This window comes from Paracoccus tegillarcae, from assembly GCF_002847305.1.
GTDB classification, from domain to species: domain Bacteria; phylum Pseudomonadota; class Alphaproteobacteria; order Rhodobacterales; family Rhodobacteraceae; genus Paracoccus; species Paracoccus tegillarcae.
On sequence record NZ_CP025408.1, the window covers coordinates 152,467 to 176,111 of the forward strand.

At 63.0% G+C, this 23,645-nt stretch carries 19 protein-coding genes; 6 read left to right on the plus strand and 13 right to left on the minus strand.

The window, feature by feature from the left end; all coding sequences use genetic code 11:
- Position 1: 1 nt before the first annotated feature.
- Genes CUV01_RS00750 through CUV01_RS00765 form a run of 4 tightly spaced genes read right to left on the minus strand, consistent with a single transcriptional unit; the run spans position 2 to position 4,359 of the window.
- Positions 2–1,363: a TRAP transporter large permease gene (locus tag CUV01_RS00750; RefSeq protein ID WP_422385857.1), complete on the minus strand. Its 1,362-nt coding sequence runs from the start codon at positions 1,361–1,363 to the stop codon at positions 2–4.
- Positions 1,360–1,869 carry a TRAP transporter small permease gene (locus tag CUV01_RS00755; RefSeq protein ID WP_101458804.1) on the minus strand — a complete coding sequence of 170 codons (510 nt, stop codon included), beginning with the start codon at positions 1,867–1,869 and terminating at the stop codon, positions 1,360–1,362. Before CUV01_RS00755 ends, CUV01_RS00750 begins: the two co-directional genes overlap by 4 nt.
- Entirely contained in the window at positions 1,866–2,897 is a 1,032-nt protein-coding gene (locus tag CUV01_RS00760; protein ID WP_101458805.1) for a TRAP transporter substrate-binding protein, read from the minus strand. The genes CUV01_RS00755 and CUV01_RS00760 overlap by 4 nt, the downstream gene beginning before the upstream one ends.
- Before the next feature lie 13 nt (positions 2,898–2,910).
- Positions 2,911–4,359, minus strand: a complete 1,449-nt coding sequence (locus tag CUV01_RS00765) for an aldehyde dehydrogenase (RefSeq protein WP_101458806.1) — start codon at positions 4,357–4,359, stop codon at positions 2,911–2,913.
- A 377-nt stretch (positions 4,360–4,736) separates the two neighbouring features.
- Here CUV01_RS00765 and CUV01_RS00770 point away from each other — a divergent pair, with 377 nt between their 5' ends.
- The 3 genes from CUV01_RS00770 (at position 4,737) to CUV01_RS00780 (ending at position 8,102) form a co-directional block, all read left to right on the plus strand.
- Positions 4,737–5,564, plus strand: coding sequence for a helix-turn-helix domain-containing protein (locus tag CUV01_RS00770; protein WP_157994742.1), 828 nt, complete (start codon positions 4,737–4,739; stop codon positions 5,562–5,564).
- Between the two features lie 241 nt (positions 5,565–5,805).
- Positions 5,806–7,215, plus strand: coding sequence for an allantoinase PuuE (gene puuE, locus CUV01_RS00775; RefSeq protein WP_101461759.1), 1,410 nt, complete (start codon positions 5,806–5,808; stop codon positions 7,213–7,215).
- A complete protein-coding gene (locus CUV01_RS00780; RefSeq protein WP_101458808.1) occupies positions 7,212–8,102 on the plus strand; it encodes a bifunctional allantoicase/(S)-ureidoglycine aminohydrolase in 891 nt (296 codons plus the stop codon). The genes puuE and CUV01_RS00780 overlap by 4 nt, the downstream gene beginning before the upstream one ends.
- Positions 8,103–8,516: 414 nt before the next feature.
- Here CUV01_RS00780 and CUV01_RS00785 read toward each other — a convergent pair whose 3' ends face one another.
- Positions 8,517–9,425 carry a DMT family transporter gene (locus tag CUV01_RS00785; RefSeq protein ID WP_232962370.1) on the minus strand — a complete coding sequence of 303 codons (909 nt, stop codon included), beginning with the start codon at positions 9,423–9,425 and terminating at the stop codon, positions 8,517–8,519.
- A gap of 45 nt (positions 9,426–9,470) precedes the next feature.
- Entirely contained in the window at positions 9,471–10,070 is a 600-nt protein-coding gene (locus CUV01_RS00790; RefSeq protein WP_101458809.1) for a LysE/ArgO family amino acid transporter, read from the minus strand.
- A gap of 94 nt (positions 10,071–10,164) precedes the next feature.
- On the opposite strand from CUV01_RS00790, the gene CUV01_RS00795 reads away from it, so the two are divergent.
- Positions 10,165–11,040, plus strand: a complete 876-nt coding sequence (locus CUV01_RS00795) for a LysR family transcriptional regulator ArgP (RefSeq protein WP_101458810.1) — start codon at positions 10,165–10,167, stop codon at positions 11,038–11,040.
- Positions 11,041–11,139: 99 nt separating this feature from the next.
- A complete protein-coding gene (locus tag CUV01_RS00800) occupies positions 11,140–11,655 on the plus strand; it encodes a DUF4177 domain-containing protein (RefSeq protein ID WP_157994743.1) in 516 nt (171 codons plus the stop codon).
- A 9-nt stretch (positions 11,656–11,664) separates the two neighbouring features.
- On the opposite strand, the gene CUV01_RS00805 is transcribed toward CUV01_RS00800, so the two are convergent.
- The 3 genes from CUV01_RS00805 to recA form a co-directional block, all read right to left on the minus strand.
- Positions 11,665–11,958 (minus strand): DUF1330 domain-containing protein, encoded by a 294-nt coding sequence (locus CUV01_RS00805; protein ID WP_101458812.1) that lies wholly within the window; start codon positions 11,956–11,958, stop codon positions 11,665–11,667.
- The gene (alaS, locus tag CUV01_RS00810; protein WP_101458813.1) at positions 11,955–14,612 is read right to left on the minus strand and encodes an alanine--tRNA ligase; all 2,658 of its coding nucleotides are present in this window, start codon (positions 14,610–14,612) and stop codon (positions 11,955–11,957) included. Before alaS ends, CUV01_RS00805 begins: the two co-directional genes overlap by 4 nt.
- Positions 14,613–14,843: 231 nt before the next feature.
- Positions 14,844–15,917 (minus strand): recombinase RecA, encoded by a 1,074-nt coding sequence (gene recA / locus CUV01_RS00815; RefSeq protein WP_101461761.1) that lies wholly within the window; start codon positions 15,915–15,917, stop codon positions 14,844–14,846.
- 243 nt (positions 15,918–16,160) lie between these two features.
- On the opposite strand from recA, the gene CUV01_RS00820 reads away from it, so the two are divergent.
- Complete coding sequence (locus CUV01_RS00820) at positions 16,161–16,745, plus strand: sulfotransferase family 2 domain-containing protein (RefSeq protein WP_101458814.1); 585 nt, start codon at positions 16,161–16,163, stop codon at positions 16,743–16,745.
- A gap of 123 nt (positions 16,746–16,868) precedes the next feature.
- Here CUV01_RS00820 and CUV01_RS00825 read toward each other — a convergent pair whose 3' ends face one another.
- The 4 genes from CUV01_RS00825 to CUV01_RS00840 form a co-directional block, all read right to left on the minus strand.
- The gene (locus tag CUV01_RS00825) at positions 16,869–18,935 is read right to left on the minus strand and encodes a hybrid sensor histidine kinase/response regulator (RefSeq protein ID WP_101461762.1); all 2,067 of its coding nucleotides are present in this window, start codon (positions 18,933–18,935) and stop codon (positions 16,869–16,871) included.
- Positions 18,936–19,024: 89 nt separating this feature from the next.
- Positions 19,025–20,182, minus strand: coding sequence for an RsmB/NOP family class I SAM-dependent RNA methyltransferase (locus CUV01_RS00830; RefSeq protein ID WP_101458815.1), 1,158 nt, complete (start codon positions 20,180–20,182; stop codon positions 19,025–19,027).
- A 63-nt stretch (positions 20,183–20,245) separates the two neighbouring features.
- Positions 20,246–22,384, minus strand: coding sequence for a malate synthase G (locus CUV01_RS00835; protein WP_101458816.1), 2,139 nt, complete (start codon positions 22,382–22,384; stop codon positions 20,246–20,248).
- Between the two features lie 204 nt (positions 22,385–22,588).
- Complete coding sequence (locus CUV01_RS00840; protein ID WP_101458817.1) at positions 22,589–23,566, minus strand: hypothetical protein; 978 nt, start codon at positions 23,564–23,566, stop codon at positions 22,589–22,591.
- Between the last annotated feature and the right edge of the window lie 79 nt (positions 23,567–23,645).

Sequence of the window (23,645 nt, forward strand, 5' to 3'; positions counted from 1 at the left end):
GCTAACCCCCTATGAACCCCGGCAGCCACAACACCAGCGCCGGAAAGGCCAAAAGCAGTGCCACCCGGATCAACTCGGCCAGGAAGAAGGGGATGACGCCTTTGAAGGTCTCGATCATGGGCACGTCCTTCGCCATGGCCGAGATAATGAAAACGTTCATCCCTACCGGCGGCGTTATCAGCCCCAGTTCGACCACAATCAGCGCAAGGATGCCGAACCAGATCTTGAGATCATCCGTGCTCATCCCAAAGCCCGCGCCATCAGCGGCCTGGTAAAGCCCGCCATTGATCTCTGTCAGCATCGGCCAGAAGAACGGGATCACCAGCAGGATCATCGACAGCGAATCCATCAGGCAGCCCAGCAGGATCAGCGCGATCAGCAGCAGCACCATGACCATCATCGGTGCCATGCCGCTTTCGGCGATCCAGGCGGCAGCCTGCTGCGGCAGGCCGATGCGCGACATGAAGATCTTCATCAACTCGGCGCCCAACAGGATCAGATAGATCATGCCGCTGGTCCTGGCGGTGGCCAGCAGTGCATGCGCCAGTTCGCGACGACCAATCATCCGCCGGAGGATGCCGTAGACCCAGACCAGAAACACCCCGATTGCGGCAGCAGGCGTGGGGTTGAAAAACCCCGCATAGATCCCGCCCAGCACCAGGCCAAAGATGACCATCACCGGCAGCAGGCCAAAGGTCGCCTGCAGGAACTCGTCGCGGTCGGCGGCGCCACCGGGTGGGCCGGCCTCTGGGCGCAGGCGGACGTAGATGCCAATGGTCAGGATGAACAGGATCACCGCCAGAATGCCCGGCAGCAGGGCTGCGGCGAACATGGTGACGATATTTGCCTCGACGATGACGGCATAGACGATCAGAACGACCGACGGCGGGATCAGGATGCCCAGCACCCCGCCCGCGGCCAGCGATCCGGTCGCAAGCGCAGGCGAGTAATTATAGCGGCGCAGTTCCGGCAGCGCGACCTTGCCCATGGTCGAGGCCGTGGCCAGCGACGATCCGCAGACCGAACCAAAGCCCGCGCAACCGGCGATGGCCGCCATGGCCGTGCCGCCGCGCATCCAGCCCAGCCAGGCATTGGCGCCGCGAAACAGCGCCGTCGACAGGCCCGCCACCGTGGCCAGTTCGCCCATCAGCACGAACATCGGCACGACCGACAGATCGTAGATCGAGAACTGACCATAGGCCAGCGTCTTCAACTGGCTCAGCAGCAATTGCGGGCCGTTGAGCAGCGCAATGCCGGTGCCGCCCACAAGGATCATCGAATAGGCGACCGGAATGCGGATCGCGATCAGGGCCACCAGAATGACCAGCGAGACGATGCCAAGGGTGATCGGGTCGTTGATCATGCGCGGGCCTCACGCAGCGATTCCAACAGACTTAGCGCGGCGGCAGCGATCAGCAGCGCCAGTGAGATCAGGATCGGCACGAAGGCCCACCAGATCGGGATTTGCAGGATCGTGGTGGTATAATGATAGCCCTTCTGATCCAGCATCCCCAGTGACATCCGCCAGATCAGGATACAGGCAAAACCAAAGGCAATCAGCGAGGCAAGCGCGCGCAAAACCGCCAGAACCGTGGGCGACGCGCCCGAGGTAAAGATATCTGCAGACACATTGGCATCGGTCAACTGGCAATAGGGCAGAAAGGCAAAGACAGCGATGGCCACGCCCATTTCGGTCATCTCGAAATCGCCCGCCACGGCAAAGCCCATGATGCCGCCCAGAACCGACAGCACATTGACCAGCACCACGGCCAGCAGCAGCGCGCCGCCCAGGAGGGCCCAGCCCGTCACGGCGCGCGCGACCGCAGCAGCAAAGCCGCTGCGATCATCTGCTTCGGACCAGGTGCTCATTCGGTGTTGTCGGCGATCAGCCCGCGCGCGGTTTCCACCAGCGCGGCACCGTCAAGGCCCTGCCCCGACACATCGTCGATCCAGCGCTGCACCACAGGTTCCATCGCTGTCTGGAACGCGGCCGTTTCTTCCTCGGTCAGGGTGACGTGGTTGTTGCCCGCGTCCGTCGCGACCTTGATCCCCTGCTCGTCGATCTCGCGCCAGATGCGGCCGACCTCGGCCACCCATTCGCGATCAGAAGCATCGCGGAAGGCCTGCTTGATGTCATCGGGCAGCCCCTCCCACCGCGCCGAGTTCATCGAGACCTGAAAGGTCGTCGTGCCGAACCGGGCCTTGTCGAACCCTTCGATCTGATATTCGGTCTGGTCCTGGATCTTCAGTGCCGGAATGATCTCCCACGGGATCAGGGCGCCATCGACCACCTTCTTGGACAGGGCCTGCGGCAGATCTGGCACCGGCATCGAGACCGGCTGCGCGCCAAGCGCCTCGATCAGCCAGGCGCCGGTGCGGGTCGGGATGCGCAGCTTCATCCCGGCCATGTCGGCGGGGCTGCGGACCTCTTTGTCGACGGTATGGATACCTTGTCCGGCATGCACATGCAGGAACATCGGCTCAACGCCCTGATATTCGGGCGCGAGGTGTTCCTCGTACATGTCGAACAGCGCCAGATTGGCGCTGACCGGATCGTTGATGAAGACGTTGGGCAGCTCCATCACCTCGGTCCGCGGGAACAGGCCGGGCGTGTAGCCGTTAACCGTCCAGATCAGATCGACCACGCCGTCGCGCGCCTGGTTGATCAGCTCGGGCGGGCGGCCACCAAGGGTCATCGACGGATAGATCTCGATCTTGACCTGACCGCCGGAGTTCTCTTCGACCGCGCGGGCCCATGGCTCCAGCATCTGGGTCTGGGCGGGTGCGCCAGCGCCCAGGAAATGATGCAGCTTGAAGACATGTTCCTGCGCCCACGCGCCGCCGCTGGCGAACATCGCCACAGCGCTTGCAAGCGCCAGTTTATTCAGTTTTCCCATTCTTTCCTCCCTGTCAGATTGGATAGTGCAGATCGCCATCTTGCGTGGTGATCCAGCGTAAATCGGTGAATTCGTTGATTCCCCAACTTCCCCCGAAACGACCGTAGCCGCTTTCCTTAATCCCGCCAAAGGGCATTTGCGCCTCGTCATGGACCGTGGGGCCGTTCACATGGCAAATACCGCTTTCGATGCGGCGGGCGACGGCCATGGCGCGATTCTGGTCGCGGCCAAACACGGCGGCGGCCAGTCCGAAATCGCTTTCATTGGCGACGCGCACGGCCTCGTCCACGCTGGTCACACGGATGATCGCGGCGACCGGGCCAAAGCTTTCCTCGGAATAAAGCCGCATCGAGGGCGTCACCCCGTCCAGCGCGGCGGCGTTCAGTATGGTGCCCTCGCCGCCACCGCCCAGCAGGCGTGCGCCCTTGGTCACGGCGTCCTCGGTCAGATCGCGGATGCGGTCAGCGGCGGCGCGGTTCACAAGGCTGCCCAAGGGTGCTGCGGCGACGGATGGATCGCCGGCAGGCAGGCTTTCGACCTTGCGCGCGAAGGCTGCAACAAAGTCATCGGCAATGGCGTCCATGACGATGATCCGCTCTGTCGACATGCAGATCTGACCCTGATTCATATAGGCGCCAAAGCCCGCCGCCGCGACAGCCGCATCGATATCGGCATCGTCCAGCACGATAAACGGCGCCTTGCCGCCCAGTTCCAGCAGCGCGGGTTTCAGATGCCGCCCGCAGGTTTCGGCGATGATCCGGCCCACGCGGGTCGATCCGGTAAAGTTCACGCGGCGCACGGCAGGCTGAGAAATCAGCGTCTCGACCAGTTCGGCGGCGTCGTCGGGCGCGTTCGAGATTGCATTGACCACGCCCTTGGGCAGCCCGGCCTCGGCCACGGCCTCCAGGATCAGCGCATGGGTGCGCGGGCATAGCTCAGAGGTTTTCATCACCACCGTATTGCCGCAGGCCAAGGGTGTCGCGATGGACCGGACGCCGAGGATCACCGGCGCATTCCATGGCGCCATGGCCAGCACCACACCCGCAGGCTGGCGCACGGCATAGGCGGTCGAGCCGGGGCGATTGGTGGGCAGGATCTCGCCCTTGATCTGGGTGCACAGGCCCGCCGCCTCGATCAACATCTCGGCAGCCAGCATGACGTTGAACCGCGCCCAGGCCTCGGTTGCACCGATCTCGGATTTCATGGCGGCGACGATATCATCGGCGCGCCCTTCAAGCGCCTCTGCGGCCTTCAGCAGCATCCGCCGCCTTTGGCCCGGCGCGACCGCTGCCCATTCAGGAAAGGCCGCCGCCGCCGCGTCCACGGCGCGGATCGCATCGGCCTTGCTGGCCGCTGCAGCGCGAGTGGCGACCTCGCCGGTCACCGGATTGGTGCGCTCGAAATCGCGGCCATTTTCGGCGCTGACATGTTCGCCGTCGATGAACAGGTTTAGGCTTTCCATCTGTCGTCCTTTTCTTCAACTCGGGGCCGGTTCAGCGCCATTTGGAACGATCCGCTGCGTTCGGGCAGGCGTGCAGACAACGCGGGAATGTCGGCGTCAGGACCATCATCGGCGTCCGGATGCCCGCCATCCATCAGCACGCGGCGCGCTGCATGGGTCGATGGTGATTTTGATCCTCCCGCTGACGCCCAGGGCATCTTCAGCGGATCGTCACGCCCGCCCCCCTCAGAGCAATCGTGACGACCCTAGAGCGTAAGCCTATGTTTATTCCGCGCTTGATAAAATGCACTCTTGCTGGGATAAATTGTACTATTATGCCGCATAGACATACAGGTAGCGATGCAAGCCCGACACGGGCACCGCCCAATCGCAGCACCATGGTACCGATCCAGGTGCGCAGCCCCCTGGCCGAGGCCGTCTTTGGCATTCGCCCCGAGCTTGCCTGCCTTGTCGCGCTGGATGCAGGCCGCGGACGGATGTTGCGCAACGGCGACGAAATACGCTTTGAGGCACCGCGTTTGATTTGGCTGGCGCCTGGTCAGGCCGGCGAATTGCGGCTGCGTCCCGGCAGTAGGGGCGAGATCCTGCTGCTGGCGCAGGCGCCGCTGTCCCTCGCCCTGCCAACCAGCGCCTTTGGCCAGGAACTGGCCCGGCTGTTGCGAACGGACCTGTCCGTCCCGGCGGGCGCAGGCCAGGTGCAGGTCTCCCCGCGTATGGCCGATCTGCGCCAGGAACTGGCCAATGATGCGCCGGGGGCGCAAATGATGGCGCCGCATCTGTTGGCGCTGCTGCTGATACAGCTCTGGCGCGGGGTGACCGAAGGCCGCGCCCATCCCGACCGGGCAACGGGCGGGTTGGTGCAGGGCTTTACCCGGCTGGCCGGGCTGCACCTGCATGATCACTGGCAGATCGGCGATTATGCTCAGACACTGGGCGTCACCCGTGACCGGCTTGGCGCGGCGGTCAGGCGGGCAACCGGCAAGGCCCCGCAGATCTGGCTGCATGAGGCGCTGCATCGTGAGGCGGTCGAGTTGCTGACCCATTCCGGCCTGCCGGTATCGCAGGTTGGCTTTCGTCTGGGCTTTGCTGATCCGGCCTATTTCAACCGCTTTTTCAGCCGCATGCAGGGCGAGCCGCCATCACGGTTTCGCCGCAGGGTCGCACGCCGCGCTGAACCAGCCCCATCCTATGCGGCATGGCCCTAGGTTCCGTGCGGGACGCTTACCTGTAGTGCTCCAGCCAGAACACTGTGGTCAGGATGACAGCCATGCCTGGTAACAGGGACAGGCGACAGTTGGCGTCCGTTTTCGCTCATCCGGGTCAAGATCGCGGCGGCCCTGCTCTAACCCATCGTAATCGTTGAAAGTGAATTCTGAATTCGCGGGATTGCCAAGCCTGCGCGACCCGGCTTTCATGGCGCGGCACATCCACCGCCCGGAGAAAACCATGCGTTACAGTCGTGATTTGCGCGGATATGGCGAAGAGACGCCAGATCCGCAATGGCCGGGCGGCGCACGCATCGCCGTGCAAATCGTGGTGAATTACGAAGAGGGCGGCGAAAACAGCATCGAGCACGGGGACGCGGCCTCAGAGGCGTTCCTGTCCGAGATCATCGGCGCGCAGCCCTGGCCCGGCCAGCGTCACTGGAACATGGAATCGATCTATGACTACGGCGCGAGGGCCGGTTTCTGGCGGTTGCACCGTTTGCTGCGCGATGTGCCAGTCACCGTCTACGGTGTTGCCACCGCGCTGGAACGCAGCCCCGGACAGGTCGCCGCCATGCAGGATGCGGGCTGGGAAATTGCGACGCATGGGTTGAAATGGATCGACTATCGCGACGTTCCGCGCGAGGTCGAGGCAGAGCATATCGCCCGGGCAGTCCGGCTGCATACCGAGGTCACCGGCGAACGCCCGCGCGGCTTTTATCAGGGGCGGACCTCGATGAACACGGTCGCGCTTGGCTGCGAAGAGGGCGGCTTTGAATATCTGGCCGATACGATTGCCGACGACCTGCCCTATTGGCATCTGCATCAGGGCCGACCCCAGTTGATGGTGCCCTATACGATGGACGCCAATGACATGCGGTTTTCATCCGGTCAGGGGTTTGGCACCGGCGGCGAGTTCTTTGACTATCTGCGTGACAGTTTCGACGTGCTTTACGCCGAAGGCGCTGCCGGGGCGCCGAAGATGATGTCGATCGGCTTGCATTGCCGGCTGGCGGGCAGACCAGGCCGGGCCATGGCGATCAAGCGGTTTCTGGATCATGTGCGGGCGCGTGAAGGCGTCTGGTTCGCCTCGCGTCTGGATATTGCGCGCCATTGGGCAAGGGTCCATCCGTTCAGGCCGCAACAGGTGCAGCCTTCACAGATGGAGCGCGACGAGTTCGTCGCGCGGTTCGGCGGCATCTACGAGCACTCTGCATGGATCGCCGAGCGGGTCTGGGACGCAGAGATGGGCGCCGCCCATGACAGCGCCGCCGGGCTGGCCGCACGCATGGCACAGGTATTTCGCGCCGCCAGCGACGACGAACGGCTGGCCGTTCTGCGCGCGCATCCCGATCTGGCCGGCAAGCTGGCCGAGGCCAAGCGTCTGACGGCCGACAGCACCAGTGAGCAGGCCAGCGCCGGGCTGGATGCGCTGACCGACGCAGAACGCGCCGAGTTCACCCGGCTGAACGACGCCTATACCGACAAGCACGGTTTTCCCTTCATCATTGCCGTGCGCGATCACGACAAGGCCGGCATCCAGCGCGCCATGACCCGGCGCCTCGAGCATGACACCGCGACCGAGCGCACCGAGGCCGAGCGTCAGGTCGCGCGCATCGGTGAACTTCGCCTGCAAGAGGCCCTGAAATGACCGATACCCCACCCAAAGGCGCGCCCATCGGCGACCCCGTTGATCTGCGCCAGCCCCGGTTGGATGGCCCCTATGCCGGCCCCGTAGCGGGCCTGCCGCCGCAGACCGGGCTAACCACGGATACCGCCGTCTTTACAGAGGCTTACGCCGTCATTCCCAGTTCAACCATGCGCGATATCGTCACCAGCTATCTGCCCGGCTGGACTGGAATGCGGATGTGGATGCTGGCGCGTCCGCTGACCGGATTTGCCGAGACGTTCAGCCAGTATATCGTCGAACTGGCCCCCGACGGCGGCAGCGACGCACCCGATTATGACCCCGAAATCCAGCACGCAATCTTTGTGACCGGCGGCGCATTGGACGTGTCGATCGACGGCACGGATCATCACCTGACGCCCGGCGGCTTTGCCTATATCCCGGCGGGCACTGACTGGTCGGTTCGCAATTCGGGCGACGGCAATACCGGCTTTCACTGGTGGCGCAAGCGGTGGCAGCCCAGCCCCGGCATCGAAAAACCGCAGGCCTTTGCCGCGCAGGAACAGGACATTGCGCCCTCGCCCATGCCCGATACCGATGGTGCCTGGGCCACGACGCGGTTCATGGACCCCGCGGATCTGCGCCATGACATGCATATCACCGTGGTGACGTTCAAACCCGGCGGCAGCATTCCCTTTGCCGAAACCCATGTCATGGAACACGGGCTGTTCGTGCTGGAGGGCAAGGCCGTTTACCGCCTGAACCGCGATTGGGTCGAGGTCGGCCCCGGCGATTTCATGTGGCTGCGCGCCTTTTGCCCGCAGGCCTGCTATGCGGGCGGGCCGGGACCATTCCGATATCTGCTCTATAAGGACGTGAACCGGCATGCCGGTCTGTGGCCAAACCGCTAAGCAGTCAGCAAAACCGATCCAAATCGCTAAGAAGAGCCCATTCCCGCCACGCGATGGACGACGGGAATGCACGATTTGTCAGGCCCTTGCGTTTTCGACCTAAATCTCGCCGTTGGCGCGATGCCGGACCGCCAGCTTTTTTCGCCCCATGCGGCCAGAGGCCAGGATCCTTGCACCATTCGCGCCGGTGGTTCCGTTCACTTCTGTTATTGATACTCGTTTAAACTGATATATATATTTCAATGGCCTAGCAAGATTGGCCGCACGTTTCGTCCGTCGCAAGGACCGCGCCTGGTCACCTGTTGGTTCAACAATTTCCTCGTCGAAAAAGACATGTGACAAGATGCAGGCTCGCCCGGATCAATAGCCGCAGGCCCGCCTGTGGTCTGCCGGCAAAGGCCGTTTCGTCCAGTTCTAGGCCTTGGTCGCGCTGGCGATCGGCGTCTTGGTGCGCACCCGCAGTCGGGCTTCGCGCCAGGTAATATAGCTGATCGCGCCGATCATCAGCCCGCCGCCCAGCAAAACCCAGCTATCCACCGGCTCGGCAAAGATCAGCGCACCCACTAGACTGGCCCAGATCAACTGCAGGAATGTAACCGGCTGCGTGACCGTCATCGGCGCGGCAGCAAAGGCCCGCGTCATGGTGTAGTGCCCTGCTGTGGCAAACAGCGCCACCAGCGCCAGCCACGCAATCTGCCCCAATGTCGGCGGCACCCAGACAGCAATCGCGACCGGCGCCAGACCGATTGCAACCGTCAGTGACAGCATCGCCACGACCGTGCTGGCCGGCACCCGCTCGGCCAGCGTCTTGGCAACGATATACGAGGCGCCGAAACAGATCGCGGCCAGAACCTGCGACAGGTGCCCCGGATCCAGCGGGCGCAAGCCCGGCCGCAGCACGATCAGTGCCCCCAGCAGCGCCACCGCAATAGCCGCGGCCCGTCGTCCGGCCAGCTTTTCACCCAGAAACAGCGCCGCGCCCACGGTCACGATGATCGGGTTGAGAAAACCGATTGCCGTCGCCTCGGCCACGGTGATCCGCGACATGGCGTAAAACCAGGCGATCACCGCCGCCATATGCAGCACGCCGCGCAAGGCAAACATTCGCCAGACGTCCCGTGGAAAGCCCTTTCGCAACACCGGCACAAGCATCGGCAGCAGAAAGACCAGCCCGATGACAAAGCGGATAAAGGCCGCCTGTGGCGCAGGCAGCGCCCCCTCCAGCCCGCGCACAATCGCGTTGACGGCGACAAAGCACAGCCCTGTCACCAGCATCCAGCCAATGCCGGTCAGATCCCGGCGTGTGGTTGCGTCGATTTGCATTATCTGCAGATGCCGCGTTTTCGCACCAGCCGCAAGCGCCAAGCATCACCCCAGCAGCAGGCTGAGCGCAATCGCCCACATGACACCGCCAACGCCGAATTCCAGAACTTGCCATGCGCGCGGCCTTGCGAAAACCGGGGCCAGCAGCCTTGCGCCATAGCCGAGCGCAAAGAAAAACAGGAATGAGCCGCTAATGGCGCCTGCGGCAAAGGCCTGCTTGTCCTCGAACCGTGCCGAGACAGCGCCCAGCAGCACAACCGTATCCAGATACACATGCGGGTTGGCCCAGGTCAGCAAGGCAATCGTGCCCATCGTCGCCGCCAATCCAGCCCCGCGGCCATTCGCAGCGGCCTGCAAGGCCTCGCCTCCGCGTGCCGCCGCGCGAAATGACCTCAAACCATACCAGATCAGAAAAGCCGCGCCGCCATAGCGCATGACCGGCATCAGCCAGGGCAGGTTTTCACCGATGGCCCCGGCACCGCCGACGCCAAGCGCGATCAGCACCGCGTCCGAAACCGCACAGAACAGACAGACGGCAAAGACGTGCTGGCGCATCAGCCCCTGACGCAGGACAAAGGCATTTTGCGCGCCAATGGCAAGGATCAATGACAGCCCGGTGCCCATGCCGGCGAGGTAGGTTTGCATGTTCTGCCTTCTGCAATTGCTGCCGGGGATTGCCATTTCCTGGCCTATAAGTAAAATTTAATTCACTAAATCGAAATTAGACGATCTAATACTCATGCTGGATTATCCCGCCCTTGCAGCACTGGCGCAGGTCATACGCACCGGCTCTTTCGAGGGTGCCGCCGCGGCGCTTGGCGTCACCCAATCGGCAATCTCGCAACGCATCAAGACGTTGGAGGAACGCACGGGCGCCGTTTTGATCCATCGCGGCCCGCCGCCCGAACCGACGGAACAAGGGGCGCGGCTGATCGCGCATTACGATCAGGTGATGCTGCTAGAGGCAGACCTGCACGGGGCATCCGGCCCGCAACCTGTTATCCGCGTCGCCGTCAATGCCGACAGCCTTGCCACCTGGGCGATGCCGGCGCTGGCGGCGGCGCCAGGGCTGTTGGATCTGGTGATCGACGATCAGGATCATGCGGATCAATGGCTGCGCGCCGGTCAGGTCGCGGCGGCGATCACGGCTGATCCCGGCCCCGTTCCCGGCTGCGACAGTTTTCCCCTTGGGGCGATGCGGTATCTGGCCGGGGCGTCAGAGGATTTCATGGCCCGGCATTTTCCCAATGGTCCCACGCCGCAGGCCCTGTCCCGCGCGCCGATGCTGACCTTCAACACCAAGGACGCGTTGCAGTTGCGCTGGTTGCGGCAGGTGACCGGAAGGCGTCTGTCACCACCACCGCCGACGCATCTGATCCCGTCGACACAGGCCTTTGTCAGCGCGGCGCGGTTGGGGGTCGGTTGGGGGATGAACCCCGAGGACCTGCATTGCGACCCGGCCGATGGCGGGCCTCTGGTCGCGTTGTTTCCCGATCATCCGCTGGACATCCCGCTGCATTGGCAGGTCGCGCGAATTGCCGCAGGTCCGCTTGCGCCTCTGACCCGCGCGATCAGGGCTGCGGCCGCGCGCGCATTGCGGCCCATCGACCGATAAGGCTGCATGCCGCGCAGCGCGGCGCGGCTGACCGGATCGACTTTTCTTGAGACGGCATCTGCTCTATCAGTCGGGCAAGGTTTTTTCAGGAACGAACAGATGCGCTACGAATATACAGTCGTGCCGGCACCGAACCGGGGCGAGAAGGCCAAGGGCGCCAAGACGCCGACCGATCGCTATGTCATCGCCATGACAGAAGAGCTGAACCGGATGGCGGCAGAAGGCTGGAACTATGTCCGCGCCGAAACCCTGCCCTCCGAGGAACGCAGCGGCATCGCGGGACGCAGCACTGTCTATCACAACATGCTGGTGTTCCGTCGTCCGCTGGCCGCGCTGGAGGATACCCCGCCAGCAGCAACCGCCGACACGCCGCAACCGGAATACCCGGCCTCGGCCACTCCGCCTGCGGCACCGGTGCCGACGCCTCCATTGCCTGACGCCGCCGCGCCGAAAAAGCTGGACGACGGCACCAAACCCATCGCCAACCCGGTCGCGAACGAGGGCAGTGACACCCAGCCCGACATGCAGGCAGATCAGGAAAAGCGCCCCTTTTCCAACCCCACGATCGAACCGGCGGTGCCGCCAAAGCCACGCCAGCCCGAGAATAAAGACTAAAGGTCGGGCTTAGCTTTCAGCCGTTTCTTCGACGATAACCAGATCGCGCTTGGCCGCACCCCGTGCGTGTTCCAGCGCGGCCTGGTATTCATCGCTGCGATAGCAGGCTTCGGCTGCCTCAAGGCTGGGAAACCGCGCCACGACATTTCGCGCGCGGTCGTTGCCTTCAAGCTGGATATAGCGGCCTGCCCGTGACAGGAACACGCCGCCATGCGCGGCAATCGCCGGGCCGGCCAGCTTGGCATAGCGGCCATAGGCCTCGGCATCGGTCACATCGACATGGGCGATCCACAACGCGGTCATGCCGCACCTCCTATCAGTTTCTCGGCTTCGGCAATCGCGGCATCCGCGGCCTCCAGATTGGGCGCGCCGCCCTGTGCGCGGTCAGGCCGGCCACCGCCGCCCTTGCCGCCAAGCGCGGCAACCGCCGTCTGAACCAGCGCCACCGCACTGATGCGATCGGTGAGATCCGGCGTCACGCCAGCGGCGACCGTGGCCTTGCCGTCAGCCTCGGCCAGCACCAGCACCGCGCCGCTGCCCAGTTGCGCCTTCATCTCATCGACCAGCGGTCCCAGTTCCTTGCCGCTGACACCGTCAACACGGCGCCCCATGAATTTGACGCCACCAATATCCTTGGCCTCGGCTGCGCCACCGCCGCCCATGGCCAGTTGCCGTTTCAGAACCGCGACCTCGGCGGCCAGCGCCTTGCGCTCGTCCGACAATGCACGGACCTTGTTGACCACATCGCCGGATTGCGCCTTCAGAATGCCCGCAACTTCGGACAGCTCCGCATCGACGCGGCGCAATTCGGCCATCGCCGCCTGCCCGGTCAGTGCTTCGATCCGGCGGATGCCAGCGGCTGATGCCGCCTCGCTGCTTAACGCGAACATGCCGATATCGCCGGTGCGGGCGACATGCGTGCCGCCACAAAGTTCCAGCGAATAGGTCTGCCCGTCAGAGCCCTTGCCCGACTCGGGCGAACGCCCCATCGACACCACCCGTACCTCGTCACCGTATTTTTCGCCAAACAAAGCCTGCGCACCAATTGCGCGGGCGTCATCAGGCGTCATGATCCGGGTCTCGACCGGGCTGTTCTGGCGGATGTAATCGTTTACATCACGCTCGACCTGAGCGATTTCGTCCGGCGTCAGCGCCTTGTTATGGCTGAAATCGAAGCGCAGCCGATCATGCGCGTTCAGGCTGCCCCGCTGCGCGACATGATCGCCAAGCGCACGGCGCAGCGCCTCGTGCAGCAAATGGGTCGCCGAGTGGTTCGCGCGGATGTCACCACGCCGGTCGTGATCGACCGACATCTGCGCGGCCTGCCCCTTGGCGATCTCGCCAAGCGTCACCTCGGCCACATGCAGATACACGCCCGCCACCTTGCGGGTATCGGTCACGCGCGCAGCGCCGGTCTCTGTCTTGATCAGACCGGTATCGCCCACCTGACCGCCGGCTTCGGCGTAAAAGGGCGACTGGTTGACCACAATCTGGACCTTGTCGCCCTGTTTGGCGCCGGCCTGTTCGGCGCCGTCGCTCACCAGTGACAGGATCTGGCCCTCGGCCTCTTCGGTGTCATAGCCCAGAAATTCGGTCACGCCGTGCTGTTCGGCCAAATCATACCAGATCGCGGCATCCTTGGTCTCGCCACTGCCGGACCATGCGGCGCGTGCCTTGGCCTTTTGCTCGGCCATGGCGCTGTCAAAACCCGCCACATCCACCGCGCGGCCCTGTTCGCGCAGCGCATCCTGCGTCAGATCCAGCGGAAAACCATAGGTATCGTAAAGCTTGAACGCCGACTCGCCCGGCAGGTTGGCACCCTCGGGCAGTTTTGCCAGTTCGTCATCCAGCAGGCGCAGACCACGATCCAGCGTCTGGCGAAAGCGGGTTTCCTCGCTTTTCAGCGTTTCCTCGATCATGGCCTGACCGCGGCTGAGTTCGGGATAGGCGGCGCCCATCTGGCGGACCAGCGCCGGCACCAGCTTGAACATCACCGGGTCCTGCGCACCCAGCATATGCGCATGGCGCATCGCCCGACGCATGATCCGGCGCAGCACATAACCGCGCCCCTCATTCGACGGCATCACCCCGTCCGCAATCAGGAACGAGGTCGAGCGCAGGTGATCCGCGATCACCCGGTGGTGCACCTTGCCCGGACCGTCGGGATCGCTGCTGGTCGCATTGGCGCTGGCCTCTATCAGGCTGCGCATCAGGTCGGTGTCGTAATTGTCGTGCTTGCCCTGCAACAGCGCGCCGATGCGCTCCAGCCCCATGCCGGTGTCAATCGACTGCGCCGCCAGATCCTTCATGCTGCCGTCTTCGAACTGCTCGAACTGCATGAAGACGAGGTTCCAGATCTCGATAAAGCGGTCGCCATCCTCATCGGCAGAGCCCGGAGGCCCGCCCCAGATCTTGTCGCCGTGATCGTAGAAAATCTCGGTGCAGGGCCCACATGGCCCGGTCGGCCCCATCTGCCAGAAGTTGTCATTGGTCGCGATGCGGATGATCCTGTCATCCGACAGGCCGGCGACCTTCTTCCAGATAGACGCGGCCTCATCATCGGTGTGATACACCGTGACCAGCAGCTTATCCTTGGGGATGCCGAATTCTTTGGTCAGCAACTCCCAGGCATAGGGGATCGCCTGCTCTTTGAAATAATCGCCAAAGCTGAAATTCCCCAGCATCTCAAAGAACGTGTGGTGACGCGCGGTGTAGCCGACGTTGTCCAGATCATTGTGCTTGCCGCCTGCCCGCACGCATTTCTGCGAGGTCGTGGCGCGGGTATAGTCGCGCGTCTCGACGCCGGTGAACAGATTCTTGAACTGCACCATGCCTGAATTGGCGAACATCAGCGTCGGATCGTTGCGCGGCACCAAAGGGCTGCTGTCCACGATCCGGTGGCCGTTCTTTTCGTAAAAGTTCAGAAATGTGGAACGGATATCGTTCAGGCTGGGCATCTTGGGCCTTTTTCGCAGAAGGGTACAGGGTCGTGCCGGCCTTGCCGGTTCGCGCTTTGGTCTAGCCGCAGCGCGCGCGCCTGTCCAGCAACCCTGCAGTCATCGCCCGCTGTAGAGTAATTCGGGGTGCGGCCATGCCTTCGGGCGTATTCGCCTGCCCCCGGCCGTCAAGGGACGAAAAGGCGCAGGTTCGCCTGCGCCTTTTCACCAGATCAGAATGCGAAGCTCGGATTAGTCTTCCGACAAAAGCTCGTCACCGGCGCCCTCGCCCGTGCCGAAATCCAGACCGTGGCTGGCTCGGATCTTGTCCTCGATCGCATAGGCGATATCCGCGTGATCCCTCAGATATTGCTTGGCGTTCTCGCGGCCCTGGCCGATGCGCTCGTCGCCATAGGAATACCATGACCCCGATTTCTCGACCACGCCGGCCTTGACGCCCAGATCGACCAACTCGCCCATCTTGCTGATGCCCTCACCATACATGATGTCGAATTCGACCTGCCGAAAGGGGGGCGCGACCTTGTTCTTGACGACCTTGACCCGCGTGGTGTTGCCCACCACCTCGTCGCGATCCTTGATCGAGCCAATGCGGCGGATATCCAGGCGGACCGAGGCATAAAACTTAAGCGCGTTGCCGCCAGAGGTGGTTTCGGGGCTGCCGAACATCACGCCGATCTTCATCCTGATCTGGTTGATGAAGATCACCATGCAATTGCTGCGACCAATGCTGGCGGTCAGTTTGCGCATCGCCTGGCTCATCAAGCGGGCCTGGGCACCAACCTGATGGTCCCCCATATCGCCCTCGATCTCGGCTTTCGGGGTCAGCGCGGCGACCGAATCGATCACCACCATGCTGACCGCACCCGAACGCACCAACGTATCCACAATTTCCAGCGCCTGTTCGCCCGTATCGGGCTGGCTGATCAGCAGCTCGTCAAGGTTCACACCCAGCTTTCGTGCATATTGCGGGTCCAGCGCATGTTCTGCGTCAACGAACGCGCAAACCCCGCCTTTTTTCTGTTCTTCTGCCACCGCGTGCAGCGTCAGCGTCGTCTTGCCGCTGCTTTCAGGCCCATAGATCTCGACGATGCGCCCTTTTGGCAGCCCGCCAATGCCCAGTGCGATGTCCAGCCCAAGCGATCCGGTCGAGGTCGCCTCGATCTCGGTCACCGGGCTGTCCTTGCCCAGTTTCATGATCGAACCCTTGCCGAATTGCCGTTCGATCTGCGCCAGGGCGCTGTCCAGCGCCTTCTGTTTGTCCGCGCTGCGTTTATCGTTCATGTCCAGAATACTCGCCGTCGCCATCATATCCTCGCCCGTTATTTCATACGCCCCGCTGATGGGCAATCTGCCTCGACTTCACAGGCATGTTCACCACCTGTTCTCACACTCATGCGCGAAAATAAGGCCTGACGCAAGCCTCATCTGCATCCGATCAGCCAATGCTTGGGCGATCCTGGCACGGCGAATATTAAGAAACGGTTTACAGCGCCCAACCCGCCGGTTATCCCCTCAAGGCTTTGACGCGAGGAAGGGAAACAGGACCCTATGCTGATTTTCTGGGAACCCAGGCTGGTCTTTCTGGCGACACCAAAGGCCGGCTCGACCGCCATCGAGGCCGCGCTGGAGCCGCTGGCCGCTGTGGCCATGCAGCGACCAGCCGCGCTGAAGCATGTCGACAAGGCGACCCTCGACGCCCATGTGCTTCCCTGGCTGGAATCAGCAGCGGGCAGCACGTTTACAACCGTCGCGCTGATGCGCGAGCCGGTCGAATGGCTGCGCAGCTGGTACCGCTTCAAGCTGCGCGACGATCATGAGGACCCGGAACACCGGATGGAGGGCGTCAGCTTTGCGCAGTTCGCGCACGACTATGCCAGCCCCGATGGCCCGCAACATCTGAATCTTGTGCCTCAGCATCGCTTTCTTTCAAGCCAAGGGCGGACGGTTGACCGCATTTTCCGCTATGAAGAGATGCAGAATTTTGTCGATTTCCTCGAGGATCAGCTGGATTGCGCCATCAGCCTGCCCCGGCTGAACGTGCCACCGACCGTCGATGTCGATTTGGCAGGCCCGGATGAACAGGCGCTGCGGCAAGCAATGGCCGCCGATATCGCCTTGTACGAAACCATCTAGCGCCACGCGCTGGCCAATCAGGCCGTTGGGCAACGGACCAGCCATTTGCGCGCATTGCGGCATCATCGGGGGATCACCAAAATCATGCGCAATGTCCGGCGGGCAATTTCGGGCCGACACGGATCACGTGTCGTCATTGTCTCCGGCCAGATGACGCGCGACCGTCTGGGTCAGTTCGGCCAGCGAAAAGGGCTTGGCCAGGAACACCGAATTTGGCACCGGGCTTTGCCCTTCGGCAAAGATCTCTTCGCTATAGCCCGAGATGAACACGACCCGTGTCTCTGGCCGGTCGCGCAGCGCGCTGCGGACCCAGCTGGGGCCATCCATCCCGGGCATGACCACATCGGTTACAAAGACATCGATCTGGACGTCGCTATCCGACAGCAGCGCCAGCGCGGCCTCGGCGTTCTCGGCCTCTAGCACTTCATAGCCCTTCAAACGCAAGGCCCGTGCCGCGAAGGCACGGACCGGTGCCTCATCTTCGACCAGCAGGATCGTGGCGCCGCTGGTTTCGGTCAGCATCTGCGCTGCGCCGGCAGCCTTTTCCAGTTCCTTGGGCTTGGCGCCCTCATGGGCAGGGAAATACAGCGTGAAAACAGTTCCCTGCCCCAATGTGCTGTCACAAAAGATGAAGCCTCCGGTTTGCTTGATGATGCCGTAGACGGTCGACAATCCCAGGCCGGTTCCCTCGCCGGTGCGCTTGGTCGTAAAGAACGGCTCGAATATCTTGGTCAGGTGCTTGGGCGCGATCCCGTTGCCTTCATCGCGCAGTTCGACCATCACATAGGAGCCCTTGGCCAGAACCGCGCGATCCCGTTCGAATGCCTCGTCCAGATGGATATTGCGGGTCTGAATCGTGATATCGCCGCCCGACGGCATCGCGTCACGCGCATTCACCACCAGATTCATGATGACCTGCTCAAGCTGGCGCTTGTCGGCGCGGATCGGCAGCAGTTGTGCATCGTGCAGAATGTTCAGGGCAACGCGGCCACCCACCAGACGGTTCAGCAAATGGGTCAGATCGGCCAGGATATCGCGCAGATCCAGGATTTCGGGCTTCATCGTCTGCTTGCGTGAAAAGGCCAGCAGCTGACTGACCAGTGCCGCAGCGCGATTGGCGTTCTGGCTGATCTGATCCAGATCGGCATAATCCTGATCAGCCTTGTCGTGACGCATCATCAACAGTTCGCAATGCCCGCTGATTGCCGTCAGCAGATTGTTGAAATCATGCGCGACGCCCCCCGCCAACTGCCCGATGGCCTGCATCTTCTGGCTTTGGACGAACTGTGCCTCCAGCGTCTTCAAGGCACTGGCATCTGTCAGAACCGCGATATGGCCGGAGGCCTGCACGGGATCGCGGGCAAGGGAAATCTGGAAATGCCGGTCGGTATCAGCGCCGCGCAGTCGCAGCATCTCGGCGCGCTGATCGGTGCGCCCGGCGGCCACATCGGCCAACCAGTCCCCCACGGGGCGTCCCGGACCTTCGAGGATCTTGCCCAGATGAATGTCAATCGGACTGCTGCCCAGCAGGCGCCGGGCGGTCGGGTTTGCACGGCGCACGATGCCGTCACCCGACAGGCGCAGCAATGAGACCGGCAATGCGTCGAACTCGTCCTCCGGTTCGGGTTCGCTGTCATCCTCCTCGGCCTCATCCGAGCTCGCTTCATCGAGGCCGTGATAGGACCAGATCTGCAAGGGCGCATCCACCGAACGGCCCAGTGCCAACACGTCGCCATCAGGCAATTCGGCCTCTGCAAATCCCGATCGGTCGGCGCGGTTCATCAGGTCTTCGATCAGGTTGCTGGCATCGGCGCGAATATGGGCAATCCACGTCAGGATACTGCGCCCGACGATATCCCCGAACCCGTCCAGCGAGGCGGCATTCTGAAACAGGACCAATCCATCGGAATCGGTGATCCAGATAGGCTCGGGTGCGGCGACAACCTCTGATTTGATGGCCGACAGCGCCCGCCGACCCGCCATGCCACGCGCAGCCTGCAGCAGGGACATCGCCCCGCCCAGGATATACCACGCCACCGCGATCGTGGCGAAGATGATCGCCGCCTTGCCGCTGCTGCTGTCGGGAAACATCACCAGCAGCGCACTGCCCAGCAATGCCGGCAGCATCAGTGCGGGCAGGAATACGATTGCGTTACGCGGCAAACCGATCAGGCGTTCCCATCGAGCCATGATTCGTCCTTTGAACTGATCCCGCCGAACCAGATCCTGCCGATCGTTTGTTAATATCGCGTTAAGACGTGCCTTGCGGATCAAGGAATTCACTCGTCCGACTTTCGAAAGAGCGCCAGGAAAAAGCCATCGCTGGCATCCATGGGCGACCACCGGCGCTGATCGATCAACTGAAAATCCGCCGAAGCCGCAAGGAAGGCCGCGACACGGTCATCGTTTTCTTCCCGCAGCAGCGAACAGGTCATATAGGCAAGATGCCCCCCCGGCCCGACATGAAGCGCGGCTGTCGCCAAAATCTCATCCTGAACTTGAGTTAACTCATTCAAGCGACTGCTATCAAACGACCATTTTGCATCAGGTGCCCGCCTCCAAGTGCCCGAACCAGAGCAGGGCACATCCGCAACCACCAGATCATAAAGCCCTTGAGGCTGCTCGACGAGACGGATCGTTGCACCCGCGCGCGCCGCACGCGCTGGCAGATCGGCCATGCGGCGCGGTTCAGCATCATGCGCGTCGATGCTGAGATCAGCGCGCGCCGCCAGCGCCAGTGCCTTGCCCCCACCGCCGGCACAATAATCCAGAACACATGCGCCATCGCGCAGCGGCAGCGACGCGCAGGCCAGTTGCGGCGACAGATCCTGCAACTCGACCCAGCCCTCAAGATAGGCAGCCGCGGCGTTGATGCGACGGCCACCGCTGCGCACCTGCAGCGCAGTGGGCAAACGCGGATCGGCCTCGGCCTCTACCCCGTTTTCGGCCAGCGACGCGATGGCGCCCTCTCGCGTCGCCTTGGCGGTGTTGACCCGCAGCCAGATCGGCGCGCGCGAGGACATGGCACGGGCAATCGGCCCCGCCTGATCCGCCAGCGATCTTTCCCATAATGGGTGCAGCCATTCTGGCAGGTTCATCTGCTGATGCGGGTCCGGCGGGCTGCCTGCTGCCAATTCATCCTCGCTCAGCGGCGCCGGCGCATGGCCTTGACCGGTGAACATCTGCGCAGGATCGGCAGCCTCGGCGCGAAGCCGGCCCAGCATCAGGCCACGGCCATCCCTCTTGCCGCCCCAGACAGAATAGCTTGTGCGACAGCGCAAGGCATCGAAGACCAGATCCCGAACAGCCGCCCGATCCCCCGACCCGGCAAAGCGGCTGCGTCGCGACCAGCGCAACAACGCCTGTTCCGCCGGCAATCCGCCCCCGATCCCATCGAGGATCTCAATCGCTGCGGCAATCCGCGCCTGTGGTGTCATGATCGCCCCTTCCTCAGGCTCACCGCACCGGCCAGCCGGGTCAGTCCGGCCAGCGGCTGGCCTTTAGCCAATATTGGCCGCCTTGGCCCGACGCCGCGCCGCATGCAGCAAAGGCTCGGTATAACCCGATGGCTGACTGGCACCCTGCAAGATCAGATCGCGCGCCGCGGTAAATGCGATGCCATCAAACCCGGGCGCCATCGGCTGATAGTCAGGGTCACCGGCATTTTGTTGATCGACCTTGGGGGCCATGCGGCGCAGCGCGGCGTCGATATCGTCGACATCGCACAGGCCATGCATCAGCCAGTTGGCCAGGTGCTGCGCTGATATCCGCAGCGTGGCCCGATCCTCCATCAGCGCCACGTCGTTGATATCGGGCACTTTCGAACAGCCGACGCCCTGATCTACCCAACGAACGACATATCCCAGAATCGACTGGCAAGAATTGTCCAGCTCGTGCCGGATTTCCTCGGCCGACAGATTGCGCCCGCGCAACAGAGGCAGCGTCAACAGGGCCTCTTGCGAGGCATGCGGCCGGTCCGACAGACCCTCTTGCACCTCTGCCACATCGACGCGGTGATAATGCGTCGCGTGCAACGTCGCTGCGGTCGGCGACGGCACCCAGGCAGTATTGGCGCCCGCCAGGGGATGGCCGATTTTCTCTGCCAGCATCGCCGCCATCTCGTCGGGCTTGGCCCACATGCCCTTTCCGATCTGGGCGCGTCCCGCCAATCCACAGGCAAGGCCGGTGTCGACATTGCCATCCTCATAGGCCGACAGCCAGGCGGCGGATTTCATCTCGGCCTTGGGCACCATCGGCCCCGCCTGCATCGAGGTGTGGATCTCATCCCCGGTGCGATCAAGAAAGCCGGTATTGATGAACACGCAGCGATTTTTCACCGCAGCAATACACGCGGCCAGATTGGCCGATGTGCGGCGCTCTTCGTCCATGACGCCCAGCTTGACGGTATTGCGCGGCAACCCCAGCAAGTCCTCGACCCGACCGAACAGCGTGTCGGCGAAGGCGGCCTCTTCGGCGCCGTGCATCTTGGGCTTGACCACATAGACCGATCCCTTGCGGCTGTTGCGCGCCCCGCTGGTCTTGCGCAGATCATGCATGGCGGCGGCAACGGTCACGACGGCGTCCATGATGCCTTCGGGCGTATCCTCGCCGTCCAGGCGCACCGCATCGGTCAGCATCAGATGACCGACATTCCTTACCAGCAGCAAAGCGCGACCCGGATGCGATATCGGGCGGCCAGCCGGGTCTAGATAATCGATGTCGGGGTTCAGCCGACGCGTCTGGGTCTTGCCACCCTTGGTAAATGTCTCGGACAGATCGCCCTTCATCAGCCCCAGCCAATTGGCGTAAACGAGGCACTTGTCCTCGGCATCGACTGCCGCGACCGAGTCCTCGCAATCCTGTATAGCGGTCAGCGCGCTTTCCAGCACCACATCGGCGATCCCGGCAGGATCATCGCGGCCGATCGGGCTGTCGCGGTTGATCACAATGCGCATCAAGAGGCCGTTGACGCGCAAAAAGATATCGCCGGCCCCGGCGTAACCGGCGAACTGCGCGGCATCGGCCAGCCCGGTTGCGCCATCGGGCAGTGTCACGCGCAGCGCCCCGTCCGCGACAGACAGCGCTGCCACATCCGCCCAACTCCCTTGATCCAGCGGAACGACATCGTCCAGATGCGCGCGCGCCCAGGCAATCACCTGCGCGCCGCGTTCGGCGTCAAAGCCCTTGCCCTCAGGCGTGCCGGGGATCGCATCGGTTCCGTAAAGCGCATCATAGAGCGAGCCCCAACGGGCGTTTGCCGCGTTCAGCGCAAATCGCGCGTTCATCACCGGCACGACAAGCTGCGGGCCCGCCTTTCCCGCGATTTCGGGATCGACGTTTTCGGTGCCAAGCCTGAAATCAGCGGCGGCGGGCTGCAAATAGCCGATGCTGGTCAGGAAGTCGCGATATCCGGCCGCATCATGCGGTTCAGAGCGGTGCTGCTTGTGCCAGTCATCAATCTGCGTCTGCAGGGCCTCGCGCTTTTGCAGCAGCGCCCGGTTCACAGGCATCAAATCGCGCAGGATGGCGGCATAGCCCGACCAGAAGGCATCGGCATCGACACCGGCCAGCACCTGCGTTTCGATCAGATCGGCAAGCGGCGCTGCCACTTCCAACCCATGGCGCGAGACATATGACATATTCCGTTCCTCCTGCCTGTCGTCCTGAGCACCCGGTTGTCCGGGCGATATCGGCACGGGGCCGTTCTGACAGGATTAGTCGCGCAGGCCGGGCGGCTCAAGGGAGGATGACGAGATTGCCGGAAATGGCTGACGGCGCAGCTTTGCCCAGAACGCGTGTGACGGGGCGGCATGGTTCCGGGCAGTGGTCCGGGTTGACGATCACTACTCGAAACGACGCAGATAGGATCTGACACGCGCCTCACGTTCGGGATCATCCGTCGGCGCGCCGAAAAGATGGCTTTGGGCGAGGCGAAGGGGGATCTGGAACGGGCTTAGAATTTCGGCGATCCGGCGATAGGCCAGCAGTTCGGCATCAGCCCCGACGCGCCCCCAGCCCGGCTCGGCACCGGCGGTAATCGAGGTGACGCCGTTACGGCGACTGACGCTGATGCCGCAGCCCAGAGACTGCAATTGCGACAGATCAGGCAGCGTATCCTGAAAAACCGGCCCCAACATGGTGCGCCAGCCGATATCTGCGATATGCGGTGGCCGGTCTTCGGCCTTGGCCCGGACAGCCGGATTCAGGCAGGCGGCGGCACCGCGCGGCGATACCTCGATCGCGGCAGGTTTGCGCTGCATCATCGCCGGGCAATTGAACATCAGGCTTTCCATATAATCGGGCAAAAAGCAGCCATAGCCCACGACAGCGCAGCGCAGTGCCATCGCCTCGATGATCTGACTGGCCTGCTCAGAGAACTGCGTCAAATCAGCCGCCTCATGCGGCAGTTCCAGCGCCAGATAGGCGAGGCCGTGGCTTTCTCCCACCCGCAGGCAGGGTGTCGATTCGATAAAATGCGGCGCGTCGATCCAGCCGGCCAGACGCAAGTCCAGCGGCTCGTCCGATTTGCCGCCTGACAGCGCCTCGCGGGCCGCATTCAGAACATGATCGGAGACGGGCAGTGTCTTGTGTAGGCCTGCCTCGGTTCGAAAGGTCGCATTGCGAAGCTGCGCGCCCCAACGCTCGAAAAACAGGTCCGAAATCGCCCAAAGCGAATCGCGATTGCCCGGATCACGCCAACTGCCCTCACACCAGACAAGAATGCGGAAGGCAGGCGAGGCAATGGTTCGCCCGTCAAAGTACAGAAATTCCTCGCGCTCTGTGTTGAGGATCGGCTCAGCGGAATGATCTTTGACGGGCATCGGTCTAAACATGGGAGAATACTCAATTTACCTCTACGGACCTGGGGGAATCAGCGGGCCTTGAGCGGTGATACGACAA

Coding starts and splice junctions, on each gene's coding strand:
- CUV01_RS00805 (WP_101458812.1), bottom strand. CDS start 11,958: ATGACCGCGTTGTGGATCGCCCATGTCGATGTGACCGATGCCGAGGCC.
- CUV01_RS00790 (WP_101458809.1), bottom strand. CDS start 10,070: ATGCAAACCTACCTCGCCGGCATGGGCACCGGGCTGTCATTGATCCTT.
- CUV01_RS00765 (WP_101458806.1), bottom strand. CDS start 4,359: ATGGAAAGCCTAAACCTGTTCATCGACGGCGAACATGTCAGCGCCGAA.
- CUV01_RS00840 (WP_101458817.1), bottom strand. CDS start 23,566: ATGCCCGTCAAAGATCATTCCGCTGAGCCGATCCTCAACACAGAGCGC.
- CUV01_RS00770 (WP_157994742.1), top strand. CDS start 4,737: ATGGTACCGATCCAGGTGCGCAGCCCCCTGGCCGAGGCCGTCTTTGGC.
- alaS (WP_101458813.1), bottom strand. CDS start 14,612: ATGCCCAGCCTGAACGATATCCGTTCCACATTTCTGAACTTTTACGAA.
- CUV01_RS00800 (WP_157994743.1), top strand. CDS start 11,140: ATGCGCTACGAATATACAGTCGTGCCGGCACCGAACCGGGGCGAGAAG.
- CUV01_RS00785 (WP_232962370.1), bottom strand. CDS start 9,425: ATGCAAATCGACGCAACCACACGCCGGGATCTGACCGGCATTGGCTGG.
- puuE (WP_101461759.1), top strand. CDS start 5,806: ATGCGTTACAGTCGTGATTTGCGCGGATATGGCGAAGAGACGCCAGAT.
- recA (WP_101461761.1), bottom strand. CDS start 15,917: ATGGCGACGGCGAGTATTCTGGACATGAACGATAAACGCAGCGCGGAC.
- CUV01_RS00835 (WP_101458816.1), bottom strand. CDS start 22,384: ATGTCATATGTCTCGCGCCATGGGTTGGAAGTGGCAGCGCCGCTTGCC.
- CUV01_RS00760 (WP_101458805.1), bottom strand. CDS start 2,897: ATGGGAAAACTGAATAAACTGGCGCTTGCAAGCGCTGTGGCGATGTTC.
- CUV01_RS00820 (WP_101458814.1), top strand. CDS start 16,161: ATGCTGATTTTCTGGGAACCCAGGCTGGTCTTTCTGGCGACACCAAAG.
- CUV01_RS00830 (WP_101458815.1), bottom strand. CDS start 20,182: ATGACACCACAGGCGCGGATTGCCGCAGCGATTGAGATCCTCGATGGG.
- CUV01_RS00780 (WP_101458808.1), top strand. CDS start 7,212: ATGACCGATACCCCACCCAAAGGCGCGCCCATCGGCGACCCCGTTGAT.
- CUV01_RS00755 (WP_101458804.1), bottom strand. CDS start 1,869: ATGAGCACCTGGTCCGAAGCAGATGATCGCAGCGGCTTTGCTGCTGCG.
- CUV01_RS00750 (WP_422385857.1), bottom strand. CDS start 1,363: ATGATCAACGACCCGATCACCCTTGGCATCGTCTCGCTGGTCATTCTG.
- CUV01_RS00825 (WP_101461762.1), bottom strand. CDS start 18,935: ATGGCTCGATGGGAACGCCTGATCGGTTTGCCGCGTAACGCAATCGTA.
- CUV01_RS00795 (WP_101458810.1), top strand. CDS start 10,165: ATGCTGGATTATCCCGCCCTTGCAGCACTGGCGCAGGTCATACGCACC.